Source organism: Kiloniella antarctica (assembly GCF_042682825.1).
Lineage (GTDB): Bacteria > Pseudomonadota > Alphaproteobacteria > Kiloniellales > Kiloniellaceae > Kiloniella > Kiloniella antarctica.
Genome location: NZ_JBHUII010000001.1, coordinates 599,673 through 625,344, shown reverse-complemented (window position 1 = coordinate 625,344; position 25,672 = coordinate 599,673). Strand labels below are relative to the sequence as shown.

Below are 25,672 nucleotides of genomic sequence, written 5' to 3'. Positions count from 1 at the left end.
GGATACTATTTGAGTTGATCTGTCCAGATAACATGCTATTTCTTTTTACTTGAAGGAAGTATGAGGCCGGTAACAGGCGCGCCACTACTGCTTTTCAGCTTGCTAACGCCAGTAGCGAGGTTAAATTCTGCTTCATCACCATTCATTTGGTTTTCCCCCTGGGTTATTTTTACATTCCCAATGAGGTTCGCCAACTCCTTCTTTACATAATAGATGCCTTGATTACCGGTGGCGTACTCAGTTTTTGTTGCTACTCGTACATCGCCGTGGGCATCAATGCGTTCCAATTCGAGCTTATTCTCGGCATCTCGAACAAAGTATGCTGTGAGAACGTTGCCGTGAACTCTTTTGTCTTCACGAATGGCAACGGCGTTGCCTCGGGCCACGGCAAGTTGTTTTTGTTCCCAGTATTCAAGGCTATCGCGTGCGGTTATCGTATCAGCTCCGCTGACCATACGGAGGTTTTGACCTGTGAGAACCATTACCTGTTTGTCGATATCGTAAACACCATTGTCTCCATAAGCCGTCTCACCAGGTGAGACAATCTTAACGTCACCAATAGCATCAACCCGGTAAATTTCAGTGCCGCCTTCAACGCCTTCACGGTAGTGAGCTATCAGCTGGTTACCAAATACTTCGAGCTCGCCTTGGGCGGCACGCGCATTGCCACTGGCAACGTATTGTTTTTGATCCCGGCGCCATTCAATACCTTCGTCAGCATTGATTTCGAGGGGAACATTACTGCTTCCCAACCCTTCGGTCAAAGCTTGTGCGTAAACAATGGAGGAAGAGCTAGATATAAGAATTGTCGCGACGATAACTAAAGCAAATGCCAAGTGTATTGTTTTATTTGGAGTCATATTTTCACGGGTCATTTTTTTAAGGCCTCCTGAGCCCCGGGAAGAATAATCAAGTGGCTCTTTCCTGTAAAAGTAATGCGTTGACCCCGGTCTGTTATGATAAATCCTTCAGAGTTGATTGTCCCTGAAGGGCCGTGGCCTTGGACGGGTAGTTGTCCAAAGGCAGACCCGGATTTCGCATCCAACATGGCTTCCTCAGTCACAATTTGAAAGCCTTGATCTTGAAATATGTTCACATTTCCATTCAGGTTAAGGTATTTTTCATCACGGTCATAGACGCCTGATTGAGCTGATAAGGCGAGCCAGGTGCCATCCTCTAATGTAATGTCAGCTTTGGGTAGAGTAAGGAATATCTCACTCTCTCTCTCGCTGGATTGTTCGGCGAGATCCGCAATGATCGTGAAGGGTTGGTCTTTTTCATCAAGGCCAAGATATTTAGGGTTTAGAGCGCTGAGTGTATCTGGGGTCGATGTTTCAAGAATACTGTTGCCGATCGCGGTACCTTCGGAAATAACCTGTTTTTCAAGTTGAGGCCAGACGATGACAAGTAGAATCAAAACGATTGCAAAAAATGGAAGTGTAACCTTCGCAATACTAACAAAAACACTGTAAGCATTACCACCTGAAAATCTCGGCGGCTTTACGGGTGTCGTGTCCTCGGGTCCTGTCAGGGCGAGGTTTGTAGCGTTGTCCGTTGATCTTTGCGAGGTACTCATTCTTTTATGTAATCTCAGGTTTTTTTTAGGCGATGCCTGCGCGCAGGCAGTCATGAATGTGTATTATGCCAACAGGTAAGCTGTTATCAGTGACAAATAGGCTGGTGATGGAGCCTTCGTTCATCTGGCCTAGAGCTTCTGCGGCCAAAGCGTCGGGGCGAGTGGTTTTTGGGGCTGCAGTCATTACCGCTTCGGCAGTCATGGAAAGCAGGTCAGAGTTCATATGTCTACGTAAATCCCCATCGGTTATAATGCCCTCCAACTCTCCTTTTGCGTTGGTAACGCCGATGCACCCAAAGGCACGGTTCGTCATGATAAGGATTGTTTCTGTCATCGATGTCTTCAGAGGGCAAATGGGAAGCTGTTCAGCATGCATGATGTCTGAAACCTTGAGGAGCTTGTTGCCTAGAGAGCCGCCTGGGTGGAAGACTTTGAAATCATTCGGCTGAAAGTTTTTTTGCTCCATTAGGGCTATTGCTAGAGCATCCCCTAAAGCAAGTGACATTGTCGTTGACGTTGTTGGTGCGAGACCATGGGGACAGGCTTCTGGAAGTGACGGCAAGATAAGTGCTACATCAGCGGCTTCTGCCAGAGCTGAAACCCGTTTGCTGGTCATGGCAATCAAGGGGATACCAAAGCGCCGAGTATAGGTGATCAAGTCGCTAAGTTCAGAGGTGTTTCCTGAGTTAGACATGGCGAGCACGGCGTCATTTTTGGTAATCATGCCGAGGTCGCCATGACTGGCTTCGCCGGGATGCACGCAATAAGCGGGAGTACCGGTTGATGCTAGGGATGCGGCTATTTTTTTAGCAATATGTCCGCTCTTCCCCATGCCTGAGATAATCACACGTCCGGTGACGGCAAGTAATAAGTTCAATGCTTCAATAAAGTTTCCATCAAGCTCTTTACTTAACATTTGAATGCCTCGGGCTTCCAAATCCAAGACCCGCCGTGCTGTTTCCAAGGCTTTAGAAGTGTCTGTCACAGACTGTGTCATGTCGGGCTCGGTATTACGAACTTGATTGGCCATTTGTTATACTTGAATCCAAGGCAAAATATAAAGCTGGCACCAAAGGTGCATGTCTTAACTAATTGGTACACTTAAAACGCTGGTAAGTAAAACCAGCGTTGCTGAAATTCGTATGAAAATGGACATAAATAATGTCGAGATAATGGCTGACAGTTAACTTTAAGTATCAGCCATTATTTTTTTACGGTTTAGGAGTGAGCAAAAATATCTGTTTCGTCCCATCCTGCGATATCAAGTTTGGCGCGCCAAGGCAGGAAGTCAAAGCAGGATTTAGCCATCTGGGTACGGCCTTCTCTTTCGAGGCGCTCTTCAAGAATGGCCATCATTTTGTGGAGATAAAGGACGTCGGAAGCGGCGTATTTAAGTTGATCTTCTGAAAGTTCTGGAGAGCCCCAGTCGGATGACTGTTGCTGCTTGGAGATGTCAACTTTCAATAACTCTTTGCAGAGTTCTTTGAGGCCATGACGGTCTGTATAGGTTCTGATCAGTTTAGAGGCAATTTTAGTACAGAAAACGGGAGTGCAGGTGACACCGAGATAACGTTCAATTGCTGCAAGGTCGAAGCGGGCAAAGTGAAATATTTTGGTAATGTCCTGGTTGGTAAAGAGCGCACGAAGGTTCGGTGCATCAAAGTTACCATCCTTGAACTGTACGAGATGACAAACACCATCTCCTGCTGAAAGCTGTATCAGGCAAAGTCGATCCCGGGATAAATTTAATCCCATGGTTTCTGAATCAACTGCAACGGCGTTCCCGAAATCTACGTCATTTGGAAGGTCTGTTTGGTGGAGGTGGATTTTTACGTCGCTCACTTTGGGCTCCTGGAGTGGGTTGGTCGCGCTAAGAGCATATCAGCAAAGCGTCGATGTAACGTTAATGTGGCTGCATTCTCGCTGGCGGTAAAATTCTGTCAAGGTTCTTGCGGCTTTTAGTGTATATTATTTGTACGTATGTGCGCCATTCCTGTTTCGTAAATGGAATGATTGATTGGAGTTCAATTGTACCGAGGGTATGCAAGTGAGAGGTCGAATGAAAAGCTCAACTAAAGTCGTGACTGTATTTGGCGGATCAGGGTTTGTCGGTCGTTACGTTGTCTCGCTATTGGCGAAAGATGGGTGGCAAGTACGTGTGCCTGTAAGAGACCCGCATCATGCCAAATTTTTGTGTCCCTGTGGTGATGTGGGACAGGTTGTGCCTCTGGTTATTGATGTCTTTGATGAGGAAGCCGTTTCGCATGTGATTGCTGGAAGTGATGCGGTCGTTAATCTTATTGGAATTCTTTTTGAAGGGGGGAGGCAGCGGTTCGATTATTTGCAGGCTTCATTGCCGGGGGTAATCGGGCTGGCTGCGAAACATGCGGGGGTGAGGGCTTTGATCCAAATGTCAGCTATTGGCGCTGATGTGCGGTCTTTTTCAGCTTATGGTCGAAGTAAGGCAGAAGGGGAGTTGGCGGCGAAGTCGAGCTTTCCAGGAGTAACGATCATGCGGCCGAGTATAATTTTTGGTCCAGAGGATGATTTTTTTAATCGCTTCGCTCGCATGTCAGTGATCAGTCCTTTTTTGCCTTTAATCGACGGTGGTCGGGTGAAATTTCAACCTGTTTATGTAGGGGACGTCGCGCATGCAATTCTTAAAGCTGTAAATAACCCGAAAGATTATGGGGGGAGTGTTTATGAGCTTGGCGGCCCCAGGGTTCTGTCTTTTCGAAGGTGTTTAGAGGTTATGTTGAGGCAAATTAGGCGAGACAGACTATTTGTATCTCTGCCCATGTGGATTGCTAAAGTTCAGGCTTTCTTTTTCGGGGTGCTACCGAACCCGCCACTCACTTTGGATCAGCTTAAGATGTTACAAAATGATAATGTGGTCTCAAGCCATGCATTGGGTGTTGGTGCATTCGGTATTGATCCGGTTGATGTTGAATTGATTTTGCCGACTTATCTGTCTCGATATCGTTCGGGTGGGGGTAAGTAGTCGGGTTTGATAAAAATACTCCGCAATAGTACCAAATCGAGACTATTGTGAGTTGCTTCTTGATATTTTTTTGATTTTTCGAGAATTTTCTCTCTGTAATTTGACATATAGGTCAAATATAGTTACCTATATGTACTATTGATTGTTGCTATAGCGGAGACTCGCAGATTGCTTGTGCGTGGGAAATTCCACATTGCATTAAAAATAATAAAAAAAGCGCACTGCTTCAGGAGAGAGAAAATGTCAGACAAGATGCTTCAATTCGTTCGGCAAGAGCGAAAGATGCCAGAAAAACGTACTCCGAAGCAGCGGAGTGAGGATTTTCGGGAAATATATGATTCTTTCACAGAGGGCGCGGCTCAAATTCAAGCAAGTCGCTGTTCTCAGTGTGGTGTCCCATTTTGTCAGATCCACTGCCCACTTGCCAACAACATCCCGGACTGGTTAATGCTGACGGCAAATGGTCGCTTGGAAGAAGCTTACGAGCTTTCGCAGGCAACCAATAATTTTCCGGAAATTTGCGGAAGAATTTGTCCTCAGGATAGGTTATGTGAAGGTTCCTGCGTTATTCAGCAATCAGGGCATGAGACGGTTACCATTGGAGCTGTAGAGAAATTCCTTACCGACACTGCGTGGGAAAATGGTTGGGTGAAACCTGTTGTTCCGGTTCGAGAGCGCGCAGAAACCGTCGCTATTATTGGTGCCGGTCCCGGAGGGTTAGCTGCGGGTGAGCAGCTACGGCGCAGGGGGTATCAGGTTCATATTTATGATCGTTATGACCGTGCTGGCGGCCTGCTTAGTTATGGAATACCGGGTTTTAAACTTGAAAAAGATGTTGTTGATCGGCGGATCAAACTGCTGGAAGAAGCCGGGATCAAGTTTCATCTTGGCCAGGATATTGGCGGGACACTTCCTTTTTCTGAATTACGTGAAAAGCATAATGCAATTTTGGTTGCGACGGGTGTATACCAAGCGCGTGATCTTAGTCTGCCAGGTAGTGAACTCGGGAATATTTTACCAGCACTCTATTATTTGACGGAAGCAAATCGCCGTGATTTAGGCCTTGGGTCTGACCATATGAGTGAAGACCTGGATGCCAAGGGCAAGAACGTTGTTGTTATTGGCGGTGGAGACACGGCTATGGATTGTGTTCGTACTGCCGTTCGTCAGGGAGCAAAATCCGTTAAATGCCTTTATCGCCGAGATAAAGAAAATATGCCCGGGTCAGAGAGAGAAGTTAAAAACGCCGAGGAGGAAGGTGTTGAATTTGTTTGGCTGTCCGCTCCTGATGCTTTTGTTGGTACGGAGAACGTAAGCGAAGTCCTTGTTTCCAAAGTTCATTTGGGTGTTCCTGATGCTTCAGGGCGTCAAGTGCCGCAAATTGTACCTGATTCTCGTGAAGCCATTCCTGCTGACCTTGTTATCAAAGCGTTAGGGTTTTCACCGGAAAACTTACCGAAACTCTTTAATGAGCAAGCTCTTGAGGTGAGTAGTTACGGCACGTTACAGGTTAATAATTCAACGATGATGACGGCCTTGGATGGTGTTTTTGCCGCTGGTGATATTGTTCGTGGTGCGTCCCTTGTTGTTTGGGCAATCAAGGATGCTCGGGATGCTGCTGATCAAATACATTCATATATCGAGCGCAGAAAAACTGCAGCCGCTTAAGGAGAGAGCCCATGGAAAGTAAAAACCCAATTGAAAAATGGGAAGAGCAGGCTGCGCATTATCAAAAGCATGGTCTTTATAATCCCGAAGACGAACACTCTGCCTGTGGTGTTGGTCTTGTTGCCGCAGTTGATGGAAATCCTCGGCGTTCTGTTGTTGAAGCGGGTATTGAAGCTCTCAAAGCGGTCTGGCACCGTGGCGCTGTAGATGCTGATGGGAAAACTGGTGACGGATGTGGAATTCACGTCGAGATTCCAAAAGAATTTTTCCGCGAACACATTGAGCATATCGGTCATGCGAAAAAGCAGGAAGACCTCGCCATTGGTATGGTGTTTTTACCAAGGACAGACTTCGGTTCGCAAGAACGCTGCCGTGTTATTGTTGAGCGAGAAATTCTTAATTTTGGTTATTCTATCTATGGCTGGCGTCAAGTTCCGGTCAACACATCGATTTGCGGGGAAAAGGCAAGCCTGAACCGCCCTGAAATTGAACAGATTATGATTGCCAACAGCAAGGGTGTTGACGCTGAGCGTTTTGAAACTGACCTTTATATTATTCGGCGCAGGATTGAAGCCGCAACTGAGCGTGATTCTATAAAAGACTTCTATATTTGTTCCTTCAGTTGTCGCTCAATAATCTATAAAGGCATGGTCCTTGCTGAGAATTTGGCTGATTTTTACCCTGACCTTCAGGATGAGCGCTTCGTTTCTTGCTTTGCGATCTTCCATCAACGCTTTTCGACCAATACTTTCCCGACGTGGCATTTGGCGCAGCCCTTCCGAGTAATTGCCCATAATGGAGAGATCAATACGCTTCGGGGTAATGTGAATTGGATGAAGTCACATGAATGTCGAATTGATCATCCAAAATTTGGATCAAACGTTGAAGATCTAAAGCCTGTAATTCGACCGGGAAGTTCTGATTCTGCTGCTTTGGATTCTGTGTTTGAGTTAATGATCCGGTCAGACCGTAGTCTTCCGATGGCGAAGACGCTGCTGGTGCCTGAGTCATGGAGTAAGAACGACGCCGTTCCACAAGAGCACAAAGAGCTCTATGCCTATTGTAATGCTGTGATGGAGCCGTGGGATGGTCCCGCTGCTGTCTGTGGTTTTTCTGGTCCTTGGGCATTGGCGGGAACGGATCGCAACGGCCTGAGACCGATGCGCTATGCGATCACAGATGACGGTTTGCTCTTTGCTGGGTCAGAGACCGGGATGGTTCATATTGATGTGAGCCGTATTGTTGAGAAAGGCCGATTGGGTCCAGGACAAATGATCGCGGTCAATTTCGAAGAAGGTAAGATCTACAAGGATAAAGCTTTAAAGGATCGTTTGGCAGCGCAACAGCCTTATGGGGATTGGCTGAAAAATATTCTGGTCATCGACGACCTTGTCAAAAAGCACAAATACAGCCGTAAACCTCTCTCTCGTGATGAGTTAAGGCGGCGCCAGTTGGATTTCGGTCTCACAGTTGAAGATATGGAACTTATCCTCCATCCAATGGTGGAGGGTGCCAAAGAAGCGATAGGGTCAATGGGGGATGATACGCCACTTGCGGTTCTCTCTGACAACGTGCGGCCGATGCATCATTTCTTCCGTCAAAACTTTAGCCAGGTGACAAACCCACCAATCGACAGCTTGCGTGAAAAACAGGTGATGTCATTGATTACGCGTTTGGGTAATCTTGGCAATGTGCTGGATGAAGAAGAAGGTCAGGTGACCATTCTTCAATTAGACTCTCCAGTTTTGACTAATTCTGAATTTGTCGCTCTATCTAAACATATGGGCCGTTCGGTCGGCGTCGTTGACTGTACTTTTGAGGCAAGCGGCAAGCCGGGATCTTTGCGAAATGCCCTAAATCGGGTGCGTCGTGAGGCTGAAGAGTTTGTGCGCGAAGGGTTTGAGCACGTTGTTTTGACCGATGAAGCGCAAAGTGCTGAGCGCGTTGCCATTCCAATGATCTTGGCAACAGGTGCTGTTCATACACATCTTGTCGAACACAAGCTTCGGTCTTTTTGTTCTATTAATGTGCGCAGTGCTGAATGTCTGGATGTTCATTATTTTGCAGTTCTCATTGGTGTTGGTGCAACAACTGTAAATGCCTATTTGGCGGAAGAGGCGATTGCTGATCGCCATCGTCGTGGCTTGTTTGGCGATATGAGCTTTGATGTTTGTATGGAGCGTTTCACAACGGCTGTGGACGATGGGTTGCTTAAAATCATGGGTAAGATGGGAATCTCCGTTATCTCATCTTATCGGGGGGGGTATAACTTCGAAGCTCTGGGGCTCTCCCGTACTTTGGTTGATGAATTCTTCCCGGGAATGCCAAGCCGGATTTCAGGTATTGGTATGAACGGACTTGAAGAGAAGGCGCTCGAACTTCACGAAAAAGCGTGGCAGTCAGACTCGACCGCTCTCCCTGTTGGGGGGTTTTATCGCTATCGCGCAGGGGGGGAAGAGCATGCGTGGGAAGGTCAGCTGATTCACACCATGCAAACGGCGGTTACTAAGGGATCTTATTCTCTTTTCAAGAAATACACTCAGGGGCTTCATGAGCGCCCGCCGATCAATTTACGTGATTTACTCGACTTTAAGCGCGATCCCGAAGGTGGACTTGACGTTGAAGATACAGAGTCAATCACATCATTGAGAAAACGCTTTATCACTCCAGCAATGTCGTTGGGGGCTTTAAGCCCGGAAGCCCACGGTACGCTTAATATTGCCATGAACCGTATTGGCGCCAAGTCTGATTCCGGGGAGGGTGGTGAAGTGCCCGAACGTTATGTGCCACACCCGAACGGTGACAACGAAAACTCTGCTATTAAGCAAGTGGCTTCTGGTCGTTTTGGCGTGACGGCTGAATATCTGAATAAGTGCCGTGAGATCGAAATTAAGGTCGCGCAGGGGGCAAAACCGGGTGAAGGCGGGCAGCTTCCAGGCTTCAAGGTGACGAAACTGATTGCACGGTTACGTCATTCTACCCCGGGCGTAACCCTGATTTCCCCGCCGCCACATCACGATATCTACTCGATTGAAGATTTGGCTCAGCTTATTTACGATCTCAAGCAGATCAATCCGATAGCAAAGGTCTGTGTGAAGCTTGTCGCACGTTCCGGGATAGGAACTGTTGCTGCTGGTGTGGCCAAGGCAAAGGCGGATGTGATCCTTATTTCAGGTAATGTCGGCGGAACCGGAGCATCACCACTAACATCCTTGAAATTTGCGGGTGTTCCCTGGGAAATTGGGTTGAGTGAAGTTCAGCAGGTTTTGACGTTGAACGGTTTGCGAAACAATGTCACGCTTCGCACCGATGGTGGCCTCAAGACAGGTCGCGATATCGTCATTGCGGCAATGCTTGGCGCCGAAGAGTATGGTGTTGGGACTGCGTCTTTGGTGGCTATGGGCTGCATTATGGTGCGCCAGTGTCATTCAAACACTTGCCCTGTGGGTGTTTGTACGCAAGACGAAGATCTACGTGCGCGCTTTGGCGGGACGCCAGAAAAAGTTGTTAATCTGTTTAGCTTTATTGCCGAAGAGGTTCGTGAAATTTTGGCCTCTCTTGGTTATAAAACTTTAAATGAAATTATTGGACGTACTGACCTGCTAAAACAAGTGAGTAGGGGGGCGCCGCATCTTGATGATCTCGATCTCAACCCATTACTTGCACTTGCTGATAGCGGGGATGCAAAGCGTTATTGCACTCTTGAAGGACGTAATGCGGTTCCTGATACTTTGGATGCTCAGATCATTAAAGATGCGAACCCCTTCTTTGAAGTCGGGGAGAAGATGCAGTTACAGTACAATGTGCGAAATACCCACCGTGCTGTCGGGACACGTTTGGCCTCTAAAATAACCCGCCGTTTCGGCATGAAAGAACTACAGCCGGGTCATATTACAGTGCGTTTACGCGGTTCTGCAGGGCAATCTCTTGGTGCTTTTGCAGTGCAGGGGATGAAGTTGGAAGTTTTTGGGGATGCCAATGATTACGTAGGTAAAGGCTTGTCCGGAGGCGTGATTGCCGTGCGTCCATTAGCTTCAAGTAAGCTTGCAACTCAACATAATACGATTATCGGCAATACTGTGCTCTATGGGGCAACGGCTGGGAAACTTTTTGCTGCTGGACAGGCTGGTGAGCGTTTTGCTGTGCGTAATTCAGGAGCTGAAGTGGTGGTTGAGGGGTGTGGTTCGAATGGCTGTGAGTATATGACAGGTGGAACTGCGGTCATTCTTGGAGATGTCGGAATGAACTTTGGGGCTGGAATGTCTGGAGGCATGGCGTTTATTTATGATCCTAATCGCTTGCTCCCAAGTCGAATTAACAATGAAACTGTGATTTATCAAAAAGTTAAAACGGATCATTGGGAACAAGTGTTACTTGATTTGATAAAAGAGCATCGGGCTGAAACTCAGTCGGTGTATGCAGAGCTTCTTCTTAATGACTGGCACCAGATCAAAGGTGACTTTTGGCAAGTCGTTCCAAAAGAAATGCTCAACCTTTTGGAACACCCAGTTACCGACGAAGCTGAGTTAAAAACAGCTTAACCGTTTTTTGGGGAGTTAATGGTGATTAGCTCCCCTAAACGGTTTTCCTAAGGCAGATAATTTTCTACTCTTTGAATCAAATTTATATTGAGATCTGGCGGATTAATAACGTCAAATTTGTATGATTTCCCAGATTCTATTGGCGTGTATTTCCCTACTGTGTCGTTGAAGGTCAACTGCCCTTCCTTGAAATTTCTAAATTGGGTTTCTTTGTGATCTGACATATTCATATAAGTCAGGCGCTCTGGCGCGATTTCTTTTCTGATGAGAAGCCAATAGAACAGGAGGGATTTATCGCTACCTGAAGGTAAATTCAAAAGCTTAATTTCAATAATATCCATATCATCATTAGACAGATGAAAAAGGGTTTTAAATTGTGAAGTCCGCACTGGAAATGTCCAATCGAGGGCCGAATTTAGAATGTTGAAAACTTATAGGGGGAAATGAGCCGTAAACTCCAGCTCACCTTTTGGGGAAAACTCAACAACGCGAACCTCGTTCAATCGTCGAGCCCAACCTTTAGCGTAAATATGATCGAGCAAAGCAGTTCCAAGCGATCCGGCAAGGTGGCTTCTGCGCGCACTCCAGTCCAGGCAAGATTTACACAGAGGCCGGCGAGAGCTTTTCAGGGTATCAATCTCTATGCCGAGGGTTGAAATAAAGTCTTTACCAGCCTTGGTCAGAGTAACTTCATCCTCATTTTCATGCAGATATTTCCGGGAAATGAGACTGTCGTACATCTGAACGCCGAGTTCTCCTGCCAGATGGTTATAACAAACACGGGCTTTTCTCAGTTCAGGCGCTTTTGGTCCGGTCCTGGTTCTGATGTGGCCTTTTTTTGCAGCGAGCCCCATCATACTTTCGATCAGCCCGGCGACATCTTCATCAGCAAGATTGAAATAGCGATGCCGCCCTTGTTTGCGTTGTCGAATAAGGCCGCCAGCTTCCATTTTTTTAAGATGGGCGCTGGTTGTCTGCAGTGTGATATTGGCGATTTCAGCAAGCTCACTTGGTGTGAGGGCTTTCCCACTGATTAGCGCAGACAGCATGTTTGCGCGTGCAGGGTCGCCTATGAGAGAGCCCAATAAGGCTATATCTGGTCCTTCTTTCATAATTAAATGGTAGACGAAGTGTTGTCGGTTTGCAATTAAATTTAAGAAGTGACGATAAAAGTTATAAGCATCTTTTTGCAGCCACTTTTATCAGGCAAATGAGATCCTCTTTATAAAACAAATGTTTTGGTGTTTATGTCGTGATTTGTGTTCTTTTTAACATCCGTATTTTCCGAGGTTTTCTCGTTTGGCAAGCGAGAGTATAGTCGCGGTAATGAGAAAACTTCATCATCTTCCACTCGATTCTGGTTGCCGCAAAATCCGCATGTTGTTGCGAGAAAAAAAGCTGGAATGCGAGCTTTACGCTGAAAAAGTTTGGGAACGCCGAGATGCGTTTCTAAAGCTTAATCCTGCTGGTGAAGTGCCTGTGCTTGTCGAGGGTGATGGCACGAGCATTACGGGGGGGGCGCAGGTCATCTCTGAATACTTGGAGGAGGTTTATCCTGAAAACACTCTCCTGGGTGAAGATCCATTAACGCGAGCTGAGGTTCGTCGAATCGTTGCGTGGTTCGATGATAAATTTCGGCGCGAGGTCACAACAAACCTTGTCGAAGAGAAAATGCTTAAACGCTTCTTGGGGTTGGGAGAGCCAAATTCTCAGGCCATACGAGCGGGCCATGCCAATATCCACTATCACCTGGAATACATCGCCTGGCTAACCGACCGTCGTACCTGGCTTGCGGGGGATGATTTTTCGCTCGCCGATATTACAGCTGCGTCGCACATTTCGTCGCTGGACTATATGGGCGATGTGCCTTGGAAAGACCATCTCGGGGCCAAAGACTGGTATGCTCGAATCAAGTCACGTCCGTGTATGCGCGGAGTGCTCACGGATTTGGTTCCGGGTGTGCCGCCGCCTAAGCACTACGCAGATCTTGATTTTTAAAAATGATTTAGGTTTCTAGAGGTAGAGAAAAGTCGTTTTTCGGCTTATTCCACCTTTACGTCCAGCTTTTCGAGATTGCGCTGGGCGGCATCAGCGGCGGGAGTGCCTAGTGCCATATTTACGATTCGCAGCCAGTCTTCACGGGCGCCAGTGTCGTCACCTTTAATGCGTTTGAGGATACCTCTTTCCAGTAGGGCTTCCTGATTATCTGGATTTATTTCAAGCGCGCGATCGATATCTGTTTTTGCACCGATATCGTCGCCGAGATAACGTTTGGCGGTTGCCCGTAAGGTGATGATGTCGTCACGTTCAGGATCAAGGCTGTGTGCGACTTCCAGATCGATCAGAGCTTCGTTAAATCGACCGAGTTCGGCTAAAATTTCCGCCCTGTCGATATAATAATCTGTGCCATCTGGATAGAGAGTTATGGCCGTACTTTGAACGGCGAAGGCGCGCTCTAGGTCGCCGTGGTCGTACCAGGCGCGTCCGGCTTGATGAAGCAGTTGCGAGCGAAGCTCTGCATTGTCCGTCTTCATCGCATCGGCGAGTTTCTCCAGGCGGGTTGCTGCGGCATCGTAAATTTTTAATGCATAAAGCGCCTGAGTGGCGCAGTGTTCTGCGGGGAATCCACCACCTTGTGAGGCCCAGGAAAGAGCGGCCTCAAAAGCAGCATCCGGTCGGCGTTCAACCAGCTTTATACAGGCCGTATATTGGTCTTCGTGATTAATCGGTGGCTTTTTCCCTGCAGCCTCAACACTGTTAGAAAGGTTGAGTACGGTAAAGAGGGAAAATAAGGCTACAGATGCAATTTTTTTCTTAATCATAAGGGCATTTGGACCATAAATTGTGTTCTTGGCAAGCTTTGCTTTTTTGTTGTGTTGCGGAGCCTATATAAGGAATTAGGCAATTTCGAGACTGAGGGACCTATGTCACAAAATTCTAATCATCTTTTCTGTTTTGGTTTGGGGTATTCTGCTCTGGTTTTAGCGCGCAGGCTAAAAGCCCAGGGCTGGACTGTATCGGGTACAGTGAGACCCGATACGGAGAAAGATCATGGTAAGAGAGAGGCGCTTCAAGCTGAGAACTTCCATGTTTATGACTTTGATCGAGATGTCCCGCTTGTGAATCCTGGTGAGATTTTGAAAGACGTTACTCATGTTATTACTTCTGTTCCTCCGGGAAAAGAGGGAGATGTGGTTCTTGATCACCATGCTGCTGATATTGTGGCATGCAATAACCTGAAATGGTTGGGCTATCTTTCCACAACGGGCGTTTATGGCAACAGGGATGGGGCGTTGGTTCATGAGGATGACAAGCTCAATCCTTCGAGTGTGAGAAGTACTCAAAGAGCGCTGGCGGAGAAAAGGTGGCAGGTTCTATGGGAAAAATTCGATATCCCGGTACAAGTTTTTAGATTGGCAGGTATTTATGGGCCCGGGCGTAGCCCTTTGGATGCTCTCCGTTCTGGGCGAGTAAAGCAGCGAATTTCTAAACCGGGACATATCTTTAGTCGTATTCACGTTGAGGATATTGCAAATGTCTTAATTGCTTCTATGACAAAACCAAACCCCGGTAGAATTTATAACGTTTGCGATAATGCTCCAGAGGAACCATGGAAAGTTACCACTCTGGCCAGTCAGCTATTGGGCATTATTCCTCCTCCGCTAGTACCGTTTGCTGAAGCCGAGATGAGCGCTATGGCGAGAACTTTTTGGCTCGATAATAAAAGAGTTGATAACAGTCGTATTCTTAAAGAGTTGGATGTGGAGTTGGCGTACCCGGATTATGAGACAGGATTAAAAAGTCTTTTGTAAATAATCCGTAACCCGTGGTATTCAGAAGTCTCTGGGTACAGCCATTGGATGTTTATTCTCAACTGCCATAGTTCAATGTTAGCTCAATTGCTCTTCCAGGCTGCGGGTACGATCGGTCACAATGTCGCCTGTATGGGCGGTTGCGACGGGTTCCACCAACATGATCCAGCACTCTTGCTTTGCAACAGGATTGTGCATAACACCTTTGGGGACGACATGCATGTCGCCTTCATTGAGCACAATGGTTTCATCTTCGTACTGCATCTGAAGGCTACCTTTTATGATATAAAAGAGCTCGTCTTCATTGTCGTGTTTGTGCCAGACAAATTCGTTCTCGATCTTGGCAATCTTGACGTATTGGTCATTAACTTTGGCAAGAATCTTCGGGGACCATTGCTCGTTAATCTGGCTGAGCGCTTCGGGTAGATTAACAACGTTTCTTTCAGGCATTTTTGTTCCATCTAAGTTTCGTGTGAGGTTGGATTAGAGCAGCCACTTAAAAATACCAAAGGCAACCATGCCGACTACGATGGTCGTCAGAAGATCCTTACGGATCAAGCCGACGACCACAGTAACGCAGGCCGCGAGCAGGTACGCGTTCTGCAGATGGAATTCAATGCCTGCCCCATTGGGAATAAGGACCGCTGGCACAATAATGGCTGTCAAAACGGCCGGAGGCACAAAGTTGAGGCCCGTTTTTGCCCAGTTTGGAAAGGTGAAGTGTCCTGCGGAAGCCAATAAGACGTAGCGAATGCCAAAGGTTACAAAAGCCATTCCGGCGATCATGAAGACTTCAGTCATTTTATTGTTCTCCGATTGGTCAAGTTTTTCCGGCTGGCGAGATGATAGGAGAGGCCAACCGCAACGGCGGACAGTGCTGATACCATGAGACCAAGTTTGTGGGGCAGATCTGCTGTGCCAAGAGACATGGCGGCAGCAACCAAGACACATGCCATCATTGGACGGGTGTTGAGGTATGGCAGGACCATGCCGATAAAGGTAGCAGACATGGCAAAGTCCAGTCCCCAACCACTCATGCCCGGGACAAGCTCACCCAAGGTGATGCCTATTATGGTGCAGAGGATCCAGTTCGCATACATGGTGCCAAAGGACCCGAGATAGAACCACTGGACATATTTTAAGCGCCATGTGTCATCAGATTTGCGAATTTTATCAACAACCGTGGCAAAAGCTTCGTCCGTAAGGCCAAAAGCGATGAGCGCGCGCCACGGCCCGGAAAGGTGTTTGACGTCATCGACAATTGCAGCCGAGTAAAGAAGGTGTCGCAGGTTCACAATGAAGGTAGTTGCAATGATGATCAGAGGACCTGTTCCCGCAGCAAGCAATCCGAGTGCAATAAACTGGGACGAGCCTGCAAAGACGAATATCGACATGGCGATCGCAGCAATAGGCGATAGGCCGCTCTGGTCTGCGAGAGTGCCAAAAATAATGCCAAAAGGAATAGCACCGACAACCATTGGTAAGGTTGCGCGTGATCCTGCAAGGATTTCAATAAGGATTTCACTCCGAGAAGCCTTTTGAGTATCCTCGTGTGTCTCTCCGATACAGTGATTGTTGGAGGTATGTGCTTCACTCATCGTTTTACTCATAGTGTTACAATCATATAAATATTAGACCGTCGGTATGCTGACGTCCCAGTGGGATGAGGAATGTCGCAAAAACCAAGTTTTCGATAGATTTTTTGGGCGTTTACAAGTTTTCTATTACTTTCGAGAAAGACTTGTTTTGCGCCAAGTCTTCTTGCTTCATTCAAAGCTGCGACGACCAATTTTCGCCCGATGCCTCGAGATTGTGCCGCAGGAGTGACCCCAACTTTTGAAATTTCATAAAGATCGTCACTTTCTCGGGCGAGGGCACAAGCACCAACGGGTTGTCCGCCAGTAAGAGCAAAGAAAATTGTTCCACCCCGGGCGAGGTAATAACCGCCTGGATTATCAAGCGATTCCTTGTCCCGTTCTTCTTGAAGATTGGGAAAGTAATGGTCTAACCATTCTTTACTTAGCTGCTTGAAGGTGTCTGCATACTTGGCGTCCCAGCCCACAATTTCGATGTCGCCTGATAAATAAGGATCGGCTAAATTGTCGAGGACTTTTTTGCTGAGTGAGATTGTGGCGTTTTCTTTTTCCATGGCTATGAGCTGTTCAATAAGATTTTCGCCTCGAGCTTCTTCAAGCATTCGATCCAGAGACCTTTTGATTTCATCCCAAATTGGAACCAGTTTAGGTAAAGCGTGTCTCGATTGGTCGGAAAGGGTTAGGAGTTGTGTTCGTTCATCTTTGGGTGATGGAGTTTTGATAACCCAGCCATCTTCGATCATTTTCCGTGACATCTTGCTTACGGCAGGATGGCTAACCCCAAGGGCGGTAGCGCAATCGGTTACCGAGACCGAATTTTCTTTGTAAAGCAGATAGAACAGGGGGAAGTAGCCCGCTTGCAGCGCAACGCCTGTTTTTTCATAGATGATATTGACCTCGTTAAAAAGGGTGTCGCTCAAGCGTTTGAGGCGACTGCCGAGGGTTAAGCTGCCAAGGGATGTTAGATAGTTCATGATCACTGTATAGTAGTTACGTAACTGGTTACGTAACTACTATACTAAATTGTGCTGTTGGAAAAAAGCAAAAAAGCAGCGAAGGGAATATTCGCTGCTTTTTTGTCTTAGGTTACAAGAACCTGAATAGGGGCTTAAAGGCTGATCTCGCTAACAATATGGCACAGTCGTGCAAGGTCTTCAGGTTCGGAAAGGCGATGGTCGCCGTTCTTCACCAATGTAAGCTCTACGTCTTTTGAGCGCACCGACTCCAATATTTGAGGTGCGACTTCCCAAGGGACATCGAGGTCTTTGACTCCTTGGATAAGTCGGACAGGGCAATCAATAGGCTGTTCACTGCCCAGCAGGAGGTGTTTTCGACCCTCTTCGATTAAATTTAACGTGATCGCGTAAGATTCATCGCCGTATTCACTCGGTTCGTAATACACGCCATCATTCAGGAGAGTGTCTTTGATTTTAGGAGAGAATTTATCCCACATAAGATCTTCGGTGAAGTCTGGAGCGGCTGCGATTCCAACAAGAGCTTTAGTTCGATTTGGACGTTTGATCGCGGCATTGAGCATGATCCATCCGCCCATGGATGAACCAACCAGAACTTGCGGTCCTGTGGTTAGGTCATCAATCACGGCGAGGGCATCTTCGGTCCAACGCCCTATTGTGCCATCAGTAAACTTGCCAGATGACTGTCCATGCCCCATATAATCAAAACGAACAAAATTTTGACTATTTTTAACAGCAAACTCTTCCAAAGCAGTCGCCTTTGACCCTGTCATGTCGGACATGTAGCCGCCAAGAAAGACAATGCCAGGTAAATCCTTGTCGCCTTCTGTCTTGATATAGGCTATACGCTCTCCATCGGGGCGTTCTATGAATTGGGGACGTAGAGTAGGCTGCTTTGTATCGCTTTTAGACATAAAAATATAGGACTCCTGAAGTAACCGACATATGACTGATGGCACATATCTTAACACCACGTTATCCGAAGCCGCTACCCCTGTGCTTCCTTCTCTTGTAAAAGCGGACGGGACGCCAATAACGGTTCTCCAAGTCGTTCCCGCTATGGATTCTGGCGGTGTCGAACGCGGGACGCTGGATATGGCAAAAGCGGTGATTGAAGCTGGCGGCAAAGCCATTGTTGCTTCTAAGGGCGGTCAGTTAGTCGCGCGTCTTAAAATTGCGGGCGCTGAGCACGTAGAGCTGCCTGTTCACTCCAAAAACCCTTGGACAATGTGGCGGAACACTGGACGTTTGGCTCGCCTGATTAAAGAGCGCGGCGTTGATATCGTGCATGCGCGATCACGCGCTCCGGCGCGTCCGGCGCACCGTGCTGCGCGAAAAACAGGTGTTCCCTTCGTGACAACGGTGCATGCGCCTTACAATATTCACAACGGTTTGAAGCGTTACTACAATTCGATCATGACCAAAGGTGATGTTGTCATTTCCATCTCTGAGTTTGTTTCGGATTATATTCGGACAAATTATCAAGTTGATGAGAGTAAGATTCGTGTGATCCATCGTGGCATGGATACGGATAGTTTTAGCCCTCATGCAGTGAGTGCTGTCCGGGTTATTCAGCTTTCTACCAACTGGCGCCTGCCGGATGGTGTGCCGTTGATTATGCTGCCCGGACGTCTTACCCGTTGGAAGGGGCAGGCGGTTTTGCTGGAAGCGCTGACTCATCTTAGAGATTTGGATCTCTGTTGTGCGTTGGTTGGCTCTGACCAAGGGCGTACAGCCTATCGGGATGAGCTGGAAAAAATGATACTGGATAAGGATCTGGTCGGTCGGGCCTTTATTATGGACGATTGCAACGATATGCCGTCAGCTTACATGCTGTCGGATGTTGTGGTGTCTGCTTCTACGGATCCAGAAGGCTTTGGTCGTGTTGTTAGCGAAGGGCAGGCCATGGGTCGTCCTGTCGTGGCAAGCGACCATGGCGGTGCTAAAGAGCAATTGGTTCCCAACGAAACAGGGTTTCTTTTTGAAAATGGGGATGCTGAGAGTTGTGCTCGCGCAATTCGCCGAGCTTTGGGGCTTAATGCGCGTGAGCGGGAAATTCTTTCTTTAAAAGGTCAGGAGCGGGTGCAGCAGTTTTTCACGAAAAAACTCATGTGTGCCAAGACTGTTGGCGTTTATCACGAGTTGGTAACGGCGTCTAAGTCGAACTAATACTCACCCTATTACGCCGTATCGTTTTGTGACGCGTAATAGGGTGTCGGTTGTTTTTTTCAAATCCGGTTTTAAACTTACTTAAAGTCGGTGATTGCATTCTGATAAGCAAATATTGCGGGATTTCCTCCCGTATGAACGAAAAGAACTTTTGCACCCAGTGGAATGCGGTTCTCTCTGACCTGATCAAATAGTCCGGCCATCGTCCTGCCGCTATAAACAGGGTCAAGGATCAGTGCTTCCATATGGGCAGATTTTTCGATGGCTTCTTGTACGGCTTTGTTCATTTGACCATAACCGGGAGCGAGAACCCGGTCAGAAATCTCGATATCACTTTCTTTTATGAGGTTTGGGCGAGCAATCATCTTCTGGATTTCTTTGGCGCGCTGGTTGATTCTTGTGATTTGAGAGGCGCGGTCCCGCCGGACACAAATACCGATAATCGGCACGTTCCAACCAATTGCCCGTGCCCCAACCAGAAAACCTGCGTGGGTCAGTCCTGAACCGGATGGAATGACGACAAAGTCAGGTTCGTTTCCGGATTGTTTGATCTGTATCCAGGTTTCTGCGGCGGCTCTGACATATCCCAGGCCTCCAAGAGGTTGAGAATTTAAACCCAGATGGATGACATAAGGGGTGCGACCCGCTTTCTTAAGTTTTTCTGCGCGTTCATCAAGGGTGTTATCTGCACCGGCTTCGTCTTCTCCTTCGGGAAAATATGAAATCTCGGCACCAAGGAGATTGTTCAGGAAAATATTTCCTGATGTACGGTAGAAAGTATCGTCGCTGGGGACTCGCTCTTCGAGTTGTACATGCGCTTGCCAGCCAAGTTTACAGGCGGCAGCTGCGGTCAAACGGACAAAGTTCGACTGTAAGGCACCGGTAATCAAAACGGTGTCGGCTTTTTGCTGTTCGCCGGGGCCGAGGTAGTATTCCAATTGTCTGACTTTGTTGCCACCAAAGGCGAGACCATTACAGTCATCCCTTTTTGCCCAAACTTCTATGCCAAGCTCTTTCCCTAGGTGGGGCAGGGCGTCGATTGGTGTGGGGCTATGGCCAAGAAGAACTCTTCTGTGGATATTCAGTTCGGGGATAAGGTTTTCGGGAGAGTGCAAAGCATTTTCGATCATGTGCTTGGACCTTATAAAAGGGAGCTTGGTTCCATGTCATAAAAGATAAAATAATTTATAAATAAGAAAAATTGAGAAATAGTTGGTTTTAGATAAAATAAACTAATGATTAACTTTGAGAGATTAAAGAATGTCTGCACGGATCAGTCTAAAGCAGCTTGAAGCATTTCACACCATTGTCGATTTGGGGTCTGTGAAGTCAGCGGCTGAATTTTTAAATGTATCCCAACCTGCGATCAGCCATTTGCTTCGAACTCTTGAAGAGGGTGTTGGCTTTAAGCTCTTTGAGCGTTCAGGACGAGCATTAGCATTGACGTCAAATGGGCATCGTTTTTTTGAGGAAGCCAGACTCTCGATTAAGGCGGTGTCAGATATTGAGCAAAAAGCTCAGGCAATCCGGCAAGGAAAGTTAGGCCATCTCCGTATTGCAGCGCTACCGGCTTATGCAGATGGAATTGTCAGTACTGTCATTGGTTCCTTCTTGGCGCAACGTAAAGGAATTTTCGTTGAAATTGAATCCTTTGGCATGACCCAGGTAATTGATCTGGTGACCTCGGGGCAATTTGATCTTGGGGTCGTGGCGTTACCCCTAAGTAATCCTGCTCTTCAGGTGTATCCGTGGAAGAGTTCTTCGGTTGTTTGTACGGTGCCTGCAGGGCATGAGTATGCTTCTTGCGATAAAATTTCTTTGATAAAGCTAAGTGGGCAGGACTTTATTTCCATTGGTTCAGGAAGCCCCTTTCGGTATCAAACGATGGAGCTTTTCAGAAAACTTGCTGTTGAACCAAACTTTGTTGCCGAAGTGAGGACGCAAAGGATCGCGTTGCGTCTTGTCGAGCAGGGGGTTGGTTTGGCATTGATGGATCAGGACATTGCCCGAGAAAATCTTAATCCTGATGTTAAAGTCATCCCGATTGTTCCTGAAATGAAGTGGGAGTTTTGCTTCGTAACCGCACGTTATCGTAAAGAATCTCCCCTACTGCCTGACCTCATTGAATATTTTCGTATGATGGAAGGTAAAACCGGGACTTAAAAAAGTAAATTCAAAGAACAGGATGCGATTAAGTTGGATTAGGGGTGATTTATAGAAATTATTGGCTGAATCCTTGGTGTTACGCTTGACAGGGCAAGGAATCCTTTTACATTGCAGAAACTCTAGAAGATTTAATTTCCCTTGTTGATAGAACTGAAACTGAGAACGATTTCCAATGGTCACAATTACATTGCCTGACGAAAGTCAGCGCAAATATGATGGTCCTGTAACAGGACATGAGGTAGCAGAATCTATTGGCCCGCGTTTGGCCAAAGATGCTTTAGCTGTGGTTGTAAATGGGGAGTTGAAAGATACGACCTATAGCATCGCCACGGACGCGACCTTGGAAATTGTAACCCGCAAGCATCCTGCGGCACTCGATTTGTTGCGCCATGACTGTGCGCATGTGATGGCTGAGGCGGTACAGGAACTCTATCCGGAAACACAGGTTACTTTCGGTCCTTCTACGGATGTTGGTTTTTACTATGATTTTGCCCGCGATGAGCCGTTTTCATCGACGGACCTCGAAAAAATCGAAACCAAAATGCATGAAATCATCGCCCGTGATGAAACTTTCGTCTGTGAAATCTGGGATCGGGAAAAAGCCAAAGAGCTTTTTACGGCAAAGGGTGAAAAGTACAAAGCAGAGCACGTTGACAATATTCCTGGTGATGAAAACCTGACAATTTATCGTCAGGGCGATTGGCTTGATCTCTGTCGTGGGCCACACGCACCTTCTACAGGACGTATTGGCAAGGGCTTTAAATTGATGAAGGTCTCTGGAGCCTATTGGCGTGGAGACAAGGATAATGATCAGCTTCAGCGTATTTACGGTACCTGTTGGTCTGATGAAAAAGAGCTTAAAAAATATCTTCAAATGCTTGAAGAAGCCGAGAAGCGCGATCATCGCCGCCTTGGCAAAGAGCTTGGTCTTTTCCATCTCCAAGAAGAAGCTGCTGGTTCTGTCTTCTGGCATCCTAAAGGATGGGCGCTTTATCGCTCGCTCGAAGATTACATGCGTAAACGCCTTGAGGCTGGCGGATATCAAGAAGTGAAAACTCCTCAGCTGATTGACCGGTCTCTCTGGGAAGCATCTGGGCACTGGGAAAAATTCCGCGAAGGCATGTTTATCGCGTCTTCCGAAGATGACCGGACTCTTGCTGTTAAACCCATGAACTGTCCTGGGCATGTTCAGATCTTTAAGCAAGGGCAGACGAGTTATCGAGATCTTCCATTACGGATGGCGGAATTTGGCGCTTGCCATCGTAACGAACCTTCTGGTGCGCTACATGGTTTGATGCGCGTCCGGGCCTTTACGCAAGATGATGCACATATTTTCTGTACCGAAGATCAGATTAACAGTGAAACAGTCATTTTCTGTGATCTGCTGAAAACTGTGTATAAAGATCTTGGCTTTGAAGAGATTGTTGTAAAGTTCTCTGATCGCCCGGAAAAACGTGCTGGTACGGATGAAGCTTGGGATAAATCTGAGGCAGCTTTAAGAGAAGCCGTTGAAGAGGCCGGTCTTGAATACTCTCCGAACCCCGGAGAAGGGGCTTTTTATGGTCCTAAGCTTGAGTTCGTTCTTAAGGATGCGATTGGCCGTGACTGGCAGTGTGGAACGTTGCAGGTTGACGTTATCCTTCCTGAGCGACTGGACGCGTCATATGTCGGCGAAGATGATAAGCGTCATCGTCCGGTCATGCTGCACCGTGCAATTTTAGGATCGTTCGAACGATTCCTTGCGATTTTGATTGAACAACATGCTGGAAAATTCCCGCTGTGGATGTCTCCGCAACAAGTTGTTGTGGCGTCTATTACGACAGATGCAAATGATTACGCTGAGGAAGTTCGTGATAAGCTGAAAGCAGCGGGACTCCGAGTGCAAGCTGATTTGCGTAATGAGAAAATTAACTATAAGATCCGCGAACATAGCCTTAGTAAAACACCTGTTATTGCTGTGGTTGGTCGCCGCGAGGCAGAGGAAGGGAAAGTTGCTCTGCGTCGTTTGGGTGGAAAGAACCAGGAAATTATGTCTTTGGAAGAAGCACTTAGCTCTTTGACTAAAGAAGCAAAATCGCCTGTTGATGAGTAAGTGATAAAAATTATTTTTCGGGTTGCCGACTGGTACGGGTTATTGGCATTATGCGCCACACGAAAGTGGTAGGCGTAAACGCAAAATAAACGGTTGGTATTTTAAGATAACAGCCTATTACGGACAAAGAATTGTCTGTGATTTTGGGATAACAGAAATAACGGGAGCACGACAATAGCACGCGCACCAATGACGACACCCCCGCGCATCGACGGTCCGCGGGTAAACGAACGAATTACGGTAAACTCTGTACGTCTTGTAGACGCAGACGGCGAACAGGTTGGCGTAGTGCCAACACGGGATGCTCAAAAACGTGCATTCGACGCTGGACTAGATCTTGTTGAGGTTTCTCCGAATGCGGAGCCGCCAGTATGTAAGATTATGGATTATGGCCGTTTTCGTTTTGAAACGCAGAAAAAGAAAAATGAAGCTCGCAAGAAACAAAAAATTGTTGAGCTCAAAGAACTCAAAGTTCGCCCGAATATCGACACGCATGATTATGACGTGAAGATGCGGGCAGCTGAGAAGTTTATTTCTGCTGGTGACAAGGTGAAAGTGACTATGCGCTTTCGCGGACGTGAAATTACTCACCAAGAAGTTGGTCTTGAGGTCCTTAAACGGATTGAGACTGATCTTGTTGAGTTGGCTAAGCTTGAACTCCGTCCTAAGATGGAAGGTCGCCAAATGATTATGATCTTGGCGCCGAAATAACTCCTAACGGATTTTTTAAAAGCCGCTCTGATTCAGAGCGGCTTTTTTTGTATCTAAATTTCATTAGTTTACCCTATGGGAAGTATAGGTATGGAGAGTACCTCTGTTGTTATCATTGGTGGCGGCGTTCTGGGAGCATCTGTCGCATATCACTTGGCGAGTATGGGCCAGAAAGATGTTCTTTTATTAGAGCGTAACAATCTGGCGACAGCTTCTTCTTCCCAGGCAGCAGGTTTGATGTTTCAGGTTTCCTCTAAACCTGCTGTTGATCAACTTAGTCGTCGTACTTTTGAAGTGCTTTCTACTCTTGAGAAAATTACCGATGAAGAATTGGACTTTAAATCTGCTGGTACACTCCGAATTGCTGAGGCTGTGGGCGAGAAAAATAATCTTAATGCGCTTTATAAAAGGGCTCAGAATGAAGGTGTATCGGCCGAACAAGTATCTGAAAAGTGGCGTTTGGAGCAGTTACCGTGGTTGAAGTCTGGTTCTGATGCTCTCGCGGTTTATTTTCAAGACGAGGGGTATATTGATCCCTACCGCCTAACCAATGCTTATGCCAAAGCGGCCCGGCATTATGGGGCAAAGATCAAAACAGGTGTGTCTGTTTTATCTCTAAATACGTGTAATGGTAAGATCTCAGGGGTTGAGACTGATACTGGGCAGATATCGTGTGACAGTGTTGTCGTGGCTGGAGGATCTTGGTCAAATCAGCTTACTGCTCCACTTGGTGTGCCCTTGCCAATGATACCAACAAGAAGCCATTTCTGGATAGCTGCTCCTGATGAAAATTTTGGGCCTGACCAGCCGATGGTTGTTCATGCAGATGCTGGCGCTTATACGCGGCCAGAAGTTGGTGGCCTCTTACTTGGTGTGCAAGAGGCGCAATCCCGAACTTTTGACTATAGAAAACTCCCCGATGATATTCTTTCTTTCGCTGTGACGGAAGAGGGGAGTGAATGGGACGCTCTTATTGAGGCGGAGATAAGAATTAAGAGCTTCTTCCCTGGGCTTGAAAATGCGGGGTTTGAAAGTTATATGGCCGGACTTTCAGCCTACACTCCTGATGGGCATTTTATTTTAGGGCCAGTAGATAAAGTCACAGGGCTTCATGTTGCTACAGGATGTTGTGGTTCTGGGGTAATGGCTTCTGGCGGCATTGGGGAAGCGTTGGCTGAAATCATCATCGGTGGAACCTCTAAATATGATCTTTGCGCGTTTAATCCTGAACGTTTTGGTGCGATTGATCCAACTTCGGCAGAGTTTCAGATGTTATGTGCAGAGGCACGGGCTCGAAAATCGAAATGATATATCAAGAGAAATAGAAGTCGAGAAATGACAAGGGCCGGAAAATCCGACCCTTGTCA

General features: G+C 47.1%; 23 protein-coding genes. 10 read left to right on the top strand and 13 right to left on the bottom strand.

Features of this window, described 5'->3' with window-relative positions:
- Positions 1–35: 35 nt before the first annotated feature.
- The 4 genes from ACFSKO_RS02990 to ACFSKO_RS02975 form a co-directional block, all read right to left on the bottom strand.
- Positions 36–875 carry an LptA/OstA family protein gene (locus tag ACFSKO_RS02990; protein WP_380248257.1) on the bottom strand — a complete coding sequence of 280 codons (840 nt, stop codon included), beginning with the start codon at positions 873–875 and terminating at the stop codon, positions 36–38.
- Positions 872–1,576 carry an LPS export ABC transporter periplasmic protein LptC gene (gene lptC, locus ACFSKO_RS02985; protein WP_380248255.1) on the bottom strand — a complete coding sequence of 235 codons (705 nt, stop codon included), beginning with the start codon at positions 1,574–1,576 and terminating at the stop codon, positions 872–874. The genes ACFSKO_RS02990 and lptC overlap by 4 nt, the downstream gene beginning before the upstream one ends.
- 25 nt (positions 1,577–1,601) lie before the next feature.
- Complete coding sequence (locus ACFSKO_RS02980) at positions 1,602–2,606, bottom strand: KpsF/GutQ family sugar-phosphate isomerase (protein ID WP_380248253.1); 1,005 nt, start codon at positions 2,604–2,606, stop codon at positions 1,602–1,604.
- Positions 2,607–2,794: 188 nt separating this feature from the next.
- On the bottom strand, positions 2,795–3,418 hold the full coding sequence (locus tag ACFSKO_RS02975; RefSeq protein WP_380248251.1) for a ribonuclease D: 624 nt from the start codon (positions 3,416–3,418) through the stop codon (positions 2,795–2,797).
- 217 nt (positions 3,419–3,635) lie between these two features.
- Between ACFSKO_RS02975 and ACFSKO_RS02970 the strand changes: the two genes are divergently transcribed.
- From ACFSKO_RS02970 to gltB, 3 genes are all read left to right on the top strand, one after another.
- A complete protein-coding gene (locus ACFSKO_RS02970; protein WP_380248249.1) occupies positions 3,636–4,577 on the top strand; it encodes a complex I NDUFA9 subunit family protein in 942 nt (313 codons plus the stop codon).
- A gap of 240 nt (positions 4,578–4,817) precedes the next feature.
- Positions 4,818–6,245, top strand: a complete 1,428-nt coding sequence (locus ACFSKO_RS02965) for an NAD(P)-dependent oxidoreductase (RefSeq protein WP_380248247.1) — start codon at positions 4,818–4,820, stop codon at positions 6,243–6,245.
- An 11-nt stretch (positions 6,246–6,256) separates the two neighbouring features.
- Complete coding sequence (gene gltB, locus ACFSKO_RS02960) at positions 6,257–10,786, top strand: glutamate synthase large subunit (RefSeq protein WP_380248245.1); 4,530 nt, start codon at positions 6,257–6,259, stop codon at positions 10,784–10,786.
- A gap of 47 nt (positions 10,787–10,833) precedes the next feature.
- On the opposite strand, the gene ACFSKO_RS02955 is transcribed toward gltB, so the two are convergent.
- Both ACFSKO_RS02955 and ACFSKO_RS02950 read right to left on the bottom strand, forming a co-directional pair.
- Positions 10,834–11,127, bottom strand: coding sequence for a hypothetical protein (locus tag ACFSKO_RS02955; RefSeq protein ID WP_380248243.1), 294 nt, complete (start codon positions 11,125–11,127; stop codon positions 10,834–10,836).
- A 90-nt stretch (positions 11,128–11,217) separates the two neighbouring features.
- The gene (locus tag ACFSKO_RS02950; RefSeq protein WP_380248241.1) at positions 11,218–11,871 is read right to left on the bottom strand and encodes an ArsR/SmtB family transcription factor; all 654 of its coding nucleotides are present in this window, start codon (positions 11,869–11,871) and stop codon (positions 11,218–11,220) included.
- A gap of 241 nt (positions 11,872–12,112) precedes the next feature.
- Here ACFSKO_RS02950 and ACFSKO_RS02945 point away from each other — a divergent pair, with 241 nt between their 5' ends.
- A complete protein-coding gene (locus ACFSKO_RS02945) occupies positions 12,113–12,784 on the top strand; it encodes a glutathione S-transferase family protein (RefSeq protein WP_380248239.1) in 672 nt (223 codons plus the stop codon).
- 44 nt (positions 12,785–12,828) lie between these two features.
- On the opposite strand, the gene ACFSKO_RS02940 is transcribed toward ACFSKO_RS02945, so the two are convergent.
- On the bottom strand, positions 12,829–13,608 hold the full coding sequence (locus ACFSKO_RS02940; RefSeq protein WP_380248237.1) for a tetratricopeptide repeat protein: 780 nt from the start codon (positions 13,606–13,608) through the stop codon (positions 12,829–12,831).
- 102 nt (positions 13,609–13,710) lie between these two features.
- Between ACFSKO_RS02940 and ACFSKO_RS02935 the strand changes: the two genes are divergently transcribed.
- Entirely contained in the window at positions 13,711–14,598 is an 888-nt protein-coding gene (locus tag ACFSKO_RS02935) for an SDR family oxidoreductase (protein ID WP_380248235.1), read from the top strand.
- A gap of 78 nt (positions 14,599–14,676) precedes the next feature.
- On the opposite strand, the gene ACFSKO_RS02930 is transcribed toward ACFSKO_RS02935, so the two are convergent.
- The 5 genes from ACFSKO_RS02930 to ACFSKO_RS02910 form a co-directional block, all read right to left on the bottom strand.
- The gene (locus tag ACFSKO_RS02930; RefSeq protein WP_380248233.1) at positions 14,677–15,048 is read right to left on the bottom strand and encodes a cupin domain-containing protein; all 372 of its coding nucleotides are present in this window, start codon (positions 15,046–15,048) and stop codon (positions 14,677–14,679) included.
- A gap of 33 nt (positions 15,049–15,081) precedes the next feature.
- Positions 15,082–15,399 carry an AzlD domain-containing protein gene (locus ACFSKO_RS02925; protein ID WP_380248231.1) on the bottom strand — a complete coding sequence of 106 codons (318 nt, stop codon included), beginning with the start codon at positions 15,397–15,399 and terminating at the stop codon, positions 15,082–15,084.
- The gene (locus tag ACFSKO_RS02920; protein ID WP_380248229.1) at positions 15,396–16,196 is read right to left on the bottom strand and encodes an AzlC family ABC transporter permease; all 801 of its coding nucleotides are present in this window, start codon (positions 16,194–16,196) and stop codon (positions 15,396–15,398) included. Before ACFSKO_RS02920 ends, ACFSKO_RS02925 begins: the two co-directional genes overlap by 4 nt.
- Before the next feature lie 8 nt (positions 16,197–16,204).
- The gene (locus ACFSKO_RS02915) at positions 16,205–17,167 is read right to left on the bottom strand and encodes a bifunctional helix-turn-helix transcriptional regulator/GNAT family N-acetyltransferase (protein ID WP_380248227.1); all 963 of its coding nucleotides are present in this window, start codon (positions 17,165–17,167) and stop codon (positions 16,205–16,207) included.
- A 134-nt stretch (positions 17,168–17,301) separates the two neighbouring features.
- Complete coding sequence (locus ACFSKO_RS02910) at positions 17,302–18,081, bottom strand: alpha/beta fold hydrolase (protein WP_380248225.1); 780 nt, start codon at positions 18,079–18,081, stop codon at positions 17,302–17,304.
- Positions 18,082–18,112: 31 nt separating this feature from the next.
- Here ACFSKO_RS02910 and ACFSKO_RS02905 point away from each other — a divergent pair, with 31 nt between their 5' ends.
- Positions 18,113–19,336, top strand: coding sequence for a glycosyltransferase family 4 protein (locus tag ACFSKO_RS02905; protein WP_380248223.1), 1,224 nt, complete (start codon positions 18,113–18,115; stop codon positions 19,334–19,336).
- 77 nt (positions 19,337–19,413) lie between these two features.
- On the opposite strand, the gene ACFSKO_RS02900 is transcribed toward ACFSKO_RS02905, so the two are convergent.
- Entirely contained in the window at positions 19,414–20,466 is a 1,053-nt protein-coding gene (locus ACFSKO_RS02900) for a D-cysteine desulfhydrase family protein (protein ID WP_380248221.1), read from the bottom strand.
- A 130-nt stretch (positions 20,467–20,596) separates the two neighbouring features.
- On the opposite strand from ACFSKO_RS02900, the gene ACFSKO_RS02895 reads away from it, so the two are divergent.
- The 4 genes from ACFSKO_RS02895 to ACFSKO_RS02880 all read left to right on the top strand — a co-directional run bounded on the left by ACFSKO_RS02895 (position 20,597) and on the right by ACFSKO_RS02880 (position 25,613).
- Entirely contained in the window at positions 20,597–21,499 is a 903-nt protein-coding gene (locus ACFSKO_RS02895; protein ID WP_380248219.1) for a LysR family transcriptional regulator, read from the top strand.
- A gap of 175 nt (positions 21,500–21,674) precedes the next feature.
- Complete coding sequence (gene thrS / locus ACFSKO_RS02890; protein ID WP_380248217.1) at positions 21,675–23,594, top strand: threonine--tRNA ligase; 1,920 nt, start codon at positions 21,675–21,677, stop codon at positions 23,592–23,594.
- A gap of 189 nt (positions 23,595–23,783) precedes the next feature.
- A complete protein-coding gene (gene infC, locus ACFSKO_RS02885; protein WP_380248215.1) occupies positions 23,784–24,305 on the top strand; it encodes a translation initiation factor IF-3 in 522 nt (173 codons plus the stop codon).
- A 90-nt stretch (positions 24,306–24,395) separates the two neighbouring features.
- Positions 24,396–25,613 carry an NAD(P)/FAD-dependent oxidoreductase gene (locus tag ACFSKO_RS02880; protein WP_380248213.1) on the top strand — a complete coding sequence of 406 codons (1,218 nt, stop codon included), beginning with the start codon at positions 24,396–24,398 and terminating at the stop codon, positions 25,611–25,613.
- Positions 25,614–25,672: the final 59 nt, after the last annotated feature.

Bases quoted from the DNA above. Each gene is read 5' to 3' on its own strand.
- ACFSKO_RS02990 (WP_380248257.1), bottom strand. From the start codon at position 875: ATGACCCGTGAAAATATGACTCCAAATAAAACAATACACTTGGCATTT.
- lptC (WP_380248255.1), bottom strand. From the start codon at position 1,576: ATGAGTACCTCGCAAAGATCAACGGACAACGCTACAAACCTCGCCCTG.
- ACFSKO_RS02980 (WP_380248253.1), bottom strand. From the start codon at position 2,606: ATGGCCAATCAAGTTCGTAATACCGAGCCCGACATGACACAGTCTGTG.
- ACFSKO_RS02970 (WP_380248249.1), top strand. From the start codon at position 3,636: ATGAAAAGCTCAACTAAAGTCGTGACTGTATTTGGCGGATCAGGGTTT.
- ACFSKO_RS02965 (WP_380248247.1), top strand. From the start codon at position 4,818: ATGTCAGACAAGATGCTTCAATTCGTTCGGCAAGAGCGAAAGATGCCA.
- gltB (WP_380248245.1), top strand. From the start codon at position 6,257: ATGGAAAGTAAAAACCCAATTGAAAAATGGGAAGAGCAGGCTGCGCAT.
- ACFSKO_RS02955 (WP_380248243.1), bottom strand. From the start codon at position 11,127: ATGGATATTATTGAAATTAAGCTTTTGAATTTACCTTCAGGTAGCGAT.
- ACFSKO_RS02945 (WP_380248239.1), top strand. From the start codon at position 12,113: ATGAGAAAACTTCATCATCTTCCACTCGATTCTGGTTGCCGCAAAATC.
- ACFSKO_RS02940 (WP_380248237.1), bottom strand. From the start codon at position 13,608: ATGATTAAGAAAAAAATTGCATCTGTAGCCTTATTTTCCCTCTTTACC.
- ACFSKO_RS02935 (WP_380248235.1), top strand. From the start codon at position 13,711: ATGTCACAAAATTCTAATCATCTTTTCTGTTTTGGTTTGGGGTATTCT.
- ACFSKO_RS02930 (WP_380248233.1), bottom strand. From the start codon at position 15,048: ATGCCTGAAAGAAACGTTGTTAATCTACCCGAAGCGCTCAGCCAGATT.
- ACFSKO_RS02925 (WP_380248231.1), bottom strand. From the start codon at position 15,399: ATGACTGAAGTCTTCATGATCGCCGGAATGGCTTTTGTAACCTTTGGC.
- ACFSKO_RS02920 (WP_380248229.1), bottom strand. From the start codon at position 16,196: ATGAGTGAAGCACATACCTCCAACAATCACTGTATCGGAGAGACACAC.
- ACFSKO_RS02915 (WP_380248227.1), bottom strand. From the start codon at position 17,167: ATGAACTATCTAACATCCCTTGGCAGCTTAACCCTCGGCAGTCGCCTC.
- ACFSKO_RS02910 (WP_380248225.1), bottom strand. From the start codon at position 18,081: ATGTCTAAAAGCGATACAAAGCAGCCTACTCTACGTCCCCAATTCATA.
- ACFSKO_RS02905 (WP_380248223.1), top strand. From the start codon at position 18,113: ATGACTGATGGCACATATCTTAACACCACGTTATCCGAAGCCGCTACC.
- ACFSKO_RS02900 (WP_380248221.1), bottom strand. From the start codon at position 20,466: ATGATCGAAAATGCTTTGCACTCTCCCGAAAACCTTATCCCCGAACTG.
- ACFSKO_RS02895 (WP_380248219.1), top strand. From the start codon at position 20,597: ATGTCTGCACGGATCAGTCTAAAGCAGCTTGAAGCATTTCACACCATT.
- thrS (WP_380248217.1), top strand. From the start codon at position 21,675: ATGGTCACAATTACATTGCCTGACGAAAGTCAGCGCAAATATGATGGT.
- infC (WP_380248215.1), top strand. From the start codon at position 23,784: ATGACGACACCCCCGCGCATCGACGGTCCGCGGGTAAACGAACGAATT.
- ACFSKO_RS02880 (WP_380248213.1), top strand. From the start codon at position 24,396: ATGGAGAGTACCTCTGTTGTTATCATTGGTGGCGGCGTTCTGGGAGCA.